Source organism: Parvibaculum sp., from assembly GCF_049672805.1.
Taxonomy (GTDB): Bacteria; Pseudomonadota; Alphaproteobacteria; order Parvibaculales; family Parvibaculaceae; genus Parvibaculum.
Genome location: NZ_JBATWS010000421.1, coordinates 1 through 6,499 on the forward strand (window position 1 = coordinate 1; position 6,499 = coordinate 6,499).

7 protein-coding genes are annotated in these 6,499 nt (G+C 61.0%); 2 read left to right on the forward strand and 5 right to left on the reverse strand.

What is annotated here, in order from left to right; all coding sequences use genetic code 11:
• The 5 genes from WBF74_RS13010 to WBF74_RS13030 all read right to left on the reverse strand — a co-directional run.
• A partial coding sequence (locus WBF74_RS13010) for an alpha,alpha-trehalose-phosphate synthase (UDP-forming) (RefSeq protein WP_424440595.1) occupies positions 1-722 on the reverse strand: 722 nt, incomplete at its 3' end.
• A gap of 271 nt (positions 723-993) precedes the next feature.
• Positions 994-1,752: a trehalose-phosphatase gene (gene otsB, locus WBF74_RS13015; RefSeq protein WP_424440597.1), complete on the reverse strand. Its 759-nt coding sequence runs from the start codon at positions 1,750-1,752 to the stop codon at positions 994-996.
• Complete coding sequence (locus WBF74_RS13020) at positions 1,749-3,182, reverse strand: sensor histidine kinase (protein ID WP_424440599.1); 1,434 nt, start codon at positions 3,180-3,182, stop codon at positions 1,749-1,751. The genes otsB and WBF74_RS13020 overlap by 4 nt, the downstream gene beginning before the upstream one ends.
• Before the next feature lie 107 nt (positions 3,183-3,289).
• Complete coding sequence (locus tag WBF74_RS13025) at positions 3,290-4,714, reverse strand: dihydrolipoyl dehydrogenase family protein (RefSeq protein ID WP_424440601.1); 1,425 nt, start codon at positions 4,712-4,714, stop codon at positions 3,290-3,292.
• 29 nt (positions 4,715-4,743) lie between these two features.
• Positions 4,744-5,487, reverse strand: a complete 744-nt coding sequence (locus WBF74_RS13030; protein WP_424440603.1) for a TVP38/TMEM64 family protein — start codon at positions 5,485-5,487, stop codon at positions 4,744-4,746.
• Between the two features lie 353 nt (positions 5,488-5,840).
• Between WBF74_RS13030 and rpmH the strand changes: the two genes are divergently transcribed.
• Entirely contained in the window at positions 5,841-5,975 is a 135-nt protein-coding gene (rpmH, locus tag WBF74_RS13035) for a 50S ribosomal protein L34 (RefSeq protein WP_424440605.1), read from the forward strand.
• Between the two features lie 10 nt (positions 5,976-5,985).
• On the forward strand, positions 5,986-6,495 hold the full coding sequence (gene rnpA, locus WBF74_RS13040) for a ribonuclease P protein component (protein WP_424440607.1): 510 nt from the start codon (positions 5,986-5,988) through the stop codon (positions 6,493-6,495).
• The last annotated feature ends 4 nt before the right edge of the window (positions 6,496-6,499 follow it).

The following is a 6,499-nucleotide window of genomic DNA, read 5'->3' on the forward strand; positions in this document are numbered from 1 at the left end:
TCCTTGTCCTGCTCGGCGAGGCGGGCAAAGCCTTCCGTATCGATGCCGATGGGGAAGGCGCGCACGGTGATGGTGCGCCCGAAGCAATGCAGCGTATCGCCCTGCGCGCGGCCGCCTGCCTCGCGGATGACATAGTCGCGGAAGCGTTCGCAATCCCGCTCCGTCTGAAAGCCGATCACATCATAGGCAAAGAGGCCGCGCACCATGGCATCATGGTGCGGCAGCGAGGCGAGCACTTCACGCGCGGGGAAAGGAATATGCAGGAAGAAGCCGATTGCCTGCGTCGCGCCCATATGGCGCAGCTCATTGCCAAAGGCGAGCAGGTGATAGTCATGTACCCAGATCGTGTCGTCATCGCGCAGCAGCGGATAAAGACCGGCTGCGAATTTCGCGTTCACGCGGCGATAGCCCTCATAGTAGCGACGATCGAAAGCAGTGAGGTCTATGCGATAGTGAAAGAGTGGCCAGAGGCAGCGATTGGCGAAGCCGTTGTAATATTCCGCATGTTCATCAGGTGAGAGATCGAGTGTGGCGAGTGTCAGCGCCCCTGCATCCTCGATTGTCGGCTTCGCACCATTGCATTCCGCTATCTTGCCACTCCAGCCATACCAGAGGCCGCCGCTTGATTTGAGTGCTTCAACAAGGGCGACGGCAAGACCACCGGCGCGCGCCGCATCCCGGACCGGGCCGACGCGATTGGACACAACAACAAGGCGGTTCATACCAACTCTTCCTACTTCCTGCTCAGACGCATCGCCGAATGGATGATCCCGACCAGAGAACAGGTTTAAGGATACCCACCCCAAAGCTTGCCGGTCCGGGGCCAATATCCTCGGAAAGAAGGCTGAGATCATTTCGACATGCGAGAATGGATCAAAGGTTTCCCGCGCCTCCCGTCCGCCCCACGCGGGCGAGGGCACCAGGATAAGAACGTGCAGATGCTGAATGCGTTCCGAGGCCGTGAGAGGCCAACGCTCTTCCGGGACGCTTTTTCTACTTCCGGTCAACGCCGGAAAGTGAGCGCGCAACCCCGTCGAGCCATGAGAGCAAGGCACCCACCGAAGCGATGCGACAGGCCGCCTCTGTCTCGCCCTGCCCGACCTTTATCGTAACGCCTCTCATGGCGTTGACAATCCTGAAGCCATCTTCATCCGTTCTGTCATCACCTGCGAAGACCGGAATGCGGCCCCGAAACAATGGTGTTTCCATGAGCTGCGCTATGGCGCGGCCCTTGTTGACATGATCCGGCTTAATCTCCAGCACCATCTTTCCATCAATCAGACTGAGGCCTTGCTGCCCCTGAAGTGCGGCGGCAACTGCTGCGCGGCATTCCGCTTCGCGCTCGGGCGCGAGGCGATAGTGAAGCGCGACCGCGCCGGGCTTTTCTTCGAGAAGAAGGCGCGGGTCCGCTTTCACCATGTGCGCGAGCGATGCAGCGACTGCCGCGACAGCACCATCTGTCGGCGGCGGACGAAGAACACCATTCCGCGTCTCGCGCAGTTGCAGCCCATGAATGCCTGCGCCGGGCAGCGACAGGCCAAGATGCTCGTCTATCTGGGAGAGAGGTCTGCCGGACACAAGCGCAAGGGCACCACCAAGCGCTGCTTCCAACGAAAGAAGAATGTCCTGCAGGCGCGGATCGATGGAGATTGCATCCGGCGAGGGCGCAAGCTCTGTCAGCGTTCCGTCGAAATCGAGAAATAGCGCCCAGTTTCTCTCTGCCGCAGGAAGATGCCCTTCTTCCCCGCTCATTGTGCCGCCCTCAAACCATCAAGCGCGCCCGGACATTCCCGCTCCCTTGCATTCCGATCAGGAATGCAGATGCGGAATCTTGTGCCTTCCGCACCTGTCGAAAGAAGTTCGATATGGCCGCCATGCGTCTGAACAATTTCCGCCGAGATAGCGAGGCCGAGACCGGTGCTGTCCGTGCGCGTGCCGCCCGAGAAAGGCTCGAAGAGATGCTCGCGCGCCTTCGGGGGCAGGCCCGGCCCGTTGTCAGATATATCTATGTGAACATGCCCGCCAAGACGCTGCGCCGAGATATGCAGAAACCCCGCGCCCTCACCCGTCTTTTCCACCAGTGCCTGCGCGGCGTTGCGCGCGAGATTGAGGAGAACGCGGAAGAGCTGATCGGCGTCTGCATCAATGAGAAGACCTTCGGGAACATCATTGATGCGGCGGAACAGGTCCGTCGCCGGGAAAGCCATGTCCATCGCCTCCTCGACAAGGGGCCGCAAGGCGATCATCTCTCGTGCGGGCGTCGGCTCACTCGCGCCGCCGAATTTCAGCGACTGCGTGCAGAGATCGATGGCGCGATCAATTGAAGAAAAAAGGCGCGGGGCGAGATGCTGCACCGTCGGATCGTCAATCGCGCCGATGCGATCGGAGAGAAGCTGCGCGCCTGCGAGTATGTTTCGCAGATCATGATTGATCTTCGACACGGCCGCGCCGAGCGCTGCAAGGCGCGCCTTCTGGCTCAGCGTCGATCTGATCTGGCGCTGCATGAGCGAGAGTTCATGTTCGGCCACACCAATTTCATCCTCGCGCGCGGAAGGCTCCATCACACGGCGCGCATCTTCCGGGTTTTCGCGGAAGGCAATCATATTCGCCTTGAGGCGGCGCATGGGGCGCACGAGCAGAAAATGCAGCGCGACATAGACAAGCCCCGCCGTGATGATGGAAATCACGAAAGAGAGCAGAAAGACATTCTTGCCATAGCGGATCATCGCATGTCGGAGCGGCGTTTCATCGAAAACAATCTCGATGGATTCACCCGCGCCGAATGGCGGTTCATCCGTCACAAGCACGATGCGCCCGTCGCCTGCGAGGATCGTGTCGAAGGCATCCATGATGGGGCGCATGCTCATCGTGTCACGCAGATCGAAACTTGCATCGACCATGGGCGGCATGTCATCGCTAAGCACGAGGCGGCGCGCATCAGCGCGGTTGAGCGCGACGGCATAGACCTGCGCATTCTCAAGCAGCTCTTCGCGCAGCGCGGGCGAAACGGTGTTGTCCGGCGGCGCTTCGAGGGCGAGAGAAGCGATCTGTGCAGCGGCGATGCGCTGTTCCAGCCAGTTGAGGCGGAAATTCGCCACGGAAGGCACAAAGATCAGCACTTCCGCCAGCATGACAAATGACACGATGAGGACAAGCAGGCGGCTCGAAAGCGATCCTCTCAACGGGCGTCTCAATACCGAGAGGCGCTTCCGCAAGGGGTGCAACTTGCTTTTCACCGCTGCTTTCATGCTTGCCGGCCAACTCCGTTTCTGGATGTCCGGCACCGACTTTAGCCGAACAAGCCAAGAAAGCGCACAAGCATCCTGGTTTTTTTGCTGAAAAGCGTCGGTGTGTAATAAGAACCGGCGGCGCGCTTGCTGATTTCAGAGAATGTCGGATAGGGCGCAACCACGCTTGCCATGGCGCTCAGCTTCAATGCTTCCGTCTTTGCAAGCACCCAGGGCAGGATCAGTTCGCCTGCCTGTGGCGCGACAATGGTGGCGCCGAGAACACGCGAATGGGAATCCGTCAGCACCTTGATCACGCCTTCCGTCTCGTGTTCGGCCTGCGCGCGATCATTTTCCGCAAGGTGCCAGCGAAGCACGTTGATCGTCATATTTGCCGCCTGAGCCTCACTCTCGGTGAGGCCGACATGCGCAAGCTCCGGGTCCGTATAAGTGACGCGTGGAATGGCGCGATGATCAGCATGGGCAGGCACACGGAAGAGCGCATTCCGGATGACAATGCCCGCATGGTAATTTGCGACATGCGTGAATTGCGGGCCGCCAATGACATCGCCTATGCCGAAGATGCGCTTGTTGGTGGTGCGCAGCCTCTCGTCAACACGCAAGCCTTTTTCCGAATAATCGACACCTGCCTTTTCGAGATCGAGGCCTTCGACATTGGGCCGCCTGCCTGTCGCGATGAGAAGATGCGTCCCCTCGAGCTGTTGCGGACCCTGCTGCGCGGCGAGCGTCACCGTTACGCCATCCGCATTACCCGCAACGGAAGTGACGGAAATATCCTCGATGATCTCCACCCCTTCGCGCCGAAGCCGCGCGATCACGATGGCGGAAAGTTCGGGATCTTCACTGCCCAGCGCCTTTGCGCTTTCAACGACCGTGACCTTCGCGCCCAGGCGGCGATGTGCCTGCGCCAGTTCAATGCCGATGGGACCGCCACCCAGAATGATGAGATGGCCCGGACATTCCTTCAGCGAAAAGATCGTCTCATTGGTGTGATAGGGAACCTTGTCGAGCCCGTCGATCAGCGGCACGAAGGGGCGCGAGCCTGTGGCAATGACAAAGCGGCGCGCTGTGATTTCCTTGTCGCCTGCCAGCACCGTCTGCCCGTCCATGAAGCGGGCATGATCCTTGATGACGGTGACGCCCAGCGCCTCGAAGCGGGCGACAGAGTCATTCGGCGCAATCTTCGCAATCACGCCATGCACATGATCATGCACTCTGGCGAAATCGACCTTCGCTTCTGCGGGCGCAATGCCGAAAGCCTCTCCTGCGCCCATGCGCCAGGCCTGCCGCGCGGCCGCGATCAACGCCTTTGAGGGGACGCAGCCCGTATTGAGGCAGTCGCCACCCATTTCATCGCGCTCGATGAGCACGGTACGCGCGCCCATCTGCGCGGCGCCCGCGGCAACGGAAAGGCCACCCGATCCCGCACCAATCACGCAGATGTCGGCCTTAATGCGTCTGGCCATGTGGTCTCCGGCTGAAGGGAACGAGCCTGTCAGGAAGGCTCGTCCGGAAAGCGGTTCTTGTCCGCAAAACGGCGATAGATAACAGGCACAAGCGCCAGCGCGGCAAGACCCAGAATGGGGCCGATGATGCGCGGCTCGAAGATGAGGCCGAGATCAGGGTCGCGGCCTGCCTCAAACACCGCGCCAAGCCCGTCGCCCAGACTCGCAAAGACGAAAGTGCCCGGCATGATGCCGAAAAAGGTCGTCACCACATATGTAAGGATGGGCACCCCCAGAAAGGCCGGGGCGAGATTGACGAGAAAAAAGGGAAAAAGCGGCACCAGCCTCAGCACCAGCAGGTAGCTGAACGCATTTTTGCTGAAGCCTTCCTCGATGCGCCGAAGCCCCGGCCCCGCCCGTACGCGGAGCGCATCGCCAAGGGCGGTTTTTGCCGCCAGAAAGATGAGCGTCGCGCCAATGGTCGCGCCGATCACGGTGAGGATACCGCCCAGCAGCACACCAAAGAGAAAGCCGCCTGAAAGCGTCGCGACCAGCGCGCCGGGAAGCGAGAAAGCGACCATCGCTATATAGGCCCCCACATAGAGAAGGGCGGCGAGCAGCCAGTTTTCGGCAACCCAGGCCGTCAGCGCCTCCCGATTGTCGCGCAGCGTGTCGAGGGTCACATAGCGATCAAGGCCGAGGGCGAAAAAGGCGATCAGCCCGCTTGCAAGCAGGATCAGGGGCAGAAAACGGCGGACAAGGCCTTTGCGGTCGGCTGAGGACGCGTCCGTCATGCAAGATCACCCTGCGAATGAGTAAACAAATCAGGAACATCCTCCAGCCTGCGGACCATGTCCTGCCCGCGCCCCATGCGTGAGACAGATTAGTATCAATCTCACGGTACGGAAGGGGCAATCACCTTAATGTGAGGCTTCGTGCCGGGTGCGATTGCGGGCCTAAATAGCCGGGCTGCCGTTGACTTCCGCGGGCCTTATCGCTTATACAGCCCGCCAGACAGCCGTCGGGCGACAACGCCTGCGGCTCTTGTTTTTATTGGCAAGCGAGGCGCCCCTGCGGGACGCCCGGAGCCGGACCAGCCAGCATATGGCAGGCACCGGGCTCGGCCCAGATCTGCCGGAGAAGAGACGTGAAACGGACCTATCAACCGAGCAAACTTGTCCGCAAGCGCCGCCACGGGTTCCGTGCGCGCTCCGCGACCCCTGGCGGCCGCAAGGTGCTCGCGGCACGGCGTGCCAAGGGACGCAAGCGGCTCTCCGCCTGACACTGATCCCGTGACAACGGGCGCCGTGCAGACGGATACGACCTCACGGTCCCATGTCATCGAGGCTCATTTCCCATCGGGCACGTCCTTTCGTGCCCTTGCGGGCAGCCAGATGGACCGCAAGCTCGAACGATTGCGCAAGCGCAGCGACTTTCTTGCCGCAGCCCGCGGACGCAAACGCGTCGAGCGCGGTGTTGTGCTTCAAGCCAATTTCAGAAACGACGAAAATCCTCCGCGCGTCGGCTTCACAGTGACGCGCAAGGTCGGTGGCGCTGTGCTGCGTAACCGCACCAAACGCCGCCTGCGCGCGGCTGCTGCCGAAATCCTTCCCCTCGCAGCCAAAGACGGCTACGACTACGTGCTGATCGGGCGGCAGGACACGGCGACACGGCGCTGGCCCGAGCTTCTCAGCGACCTGAAAATCGCGCTCAGCAAAGTTCATGGAAGAAGCGGCGGCCCGACGCCGTCAGCTTCCGCTGCTTCAAGGTCCGATTCCGGGAAAGACGCGCCTCATGGGTAATAAC

Bases quoted from the DNA above. Each gene is read 5' to 3' on its own strand.
- otsB (WP_424440597.1), bottom strand. From the start codon at position 1,752: ATGAGCGGGGAAGAAGGGCATCTTCCTGCGGCAGAGAGAAACTGGGCG.
- WBF74_RS13030 (WP_424440603.1), bottom strand. From the start codon at position 5,487: ATGACGGACGCGTCCTCAGCCGACCGCAAAGGCCTTGTCCGCCGTTTT.
- WBF74_RS13025 (WP_424440601.1), bottom strand. From the start codon at position 4,714: ATGGCCAGACGCATTAAGGCCGACATCTGCGTGATTGGTGCGGGATCG.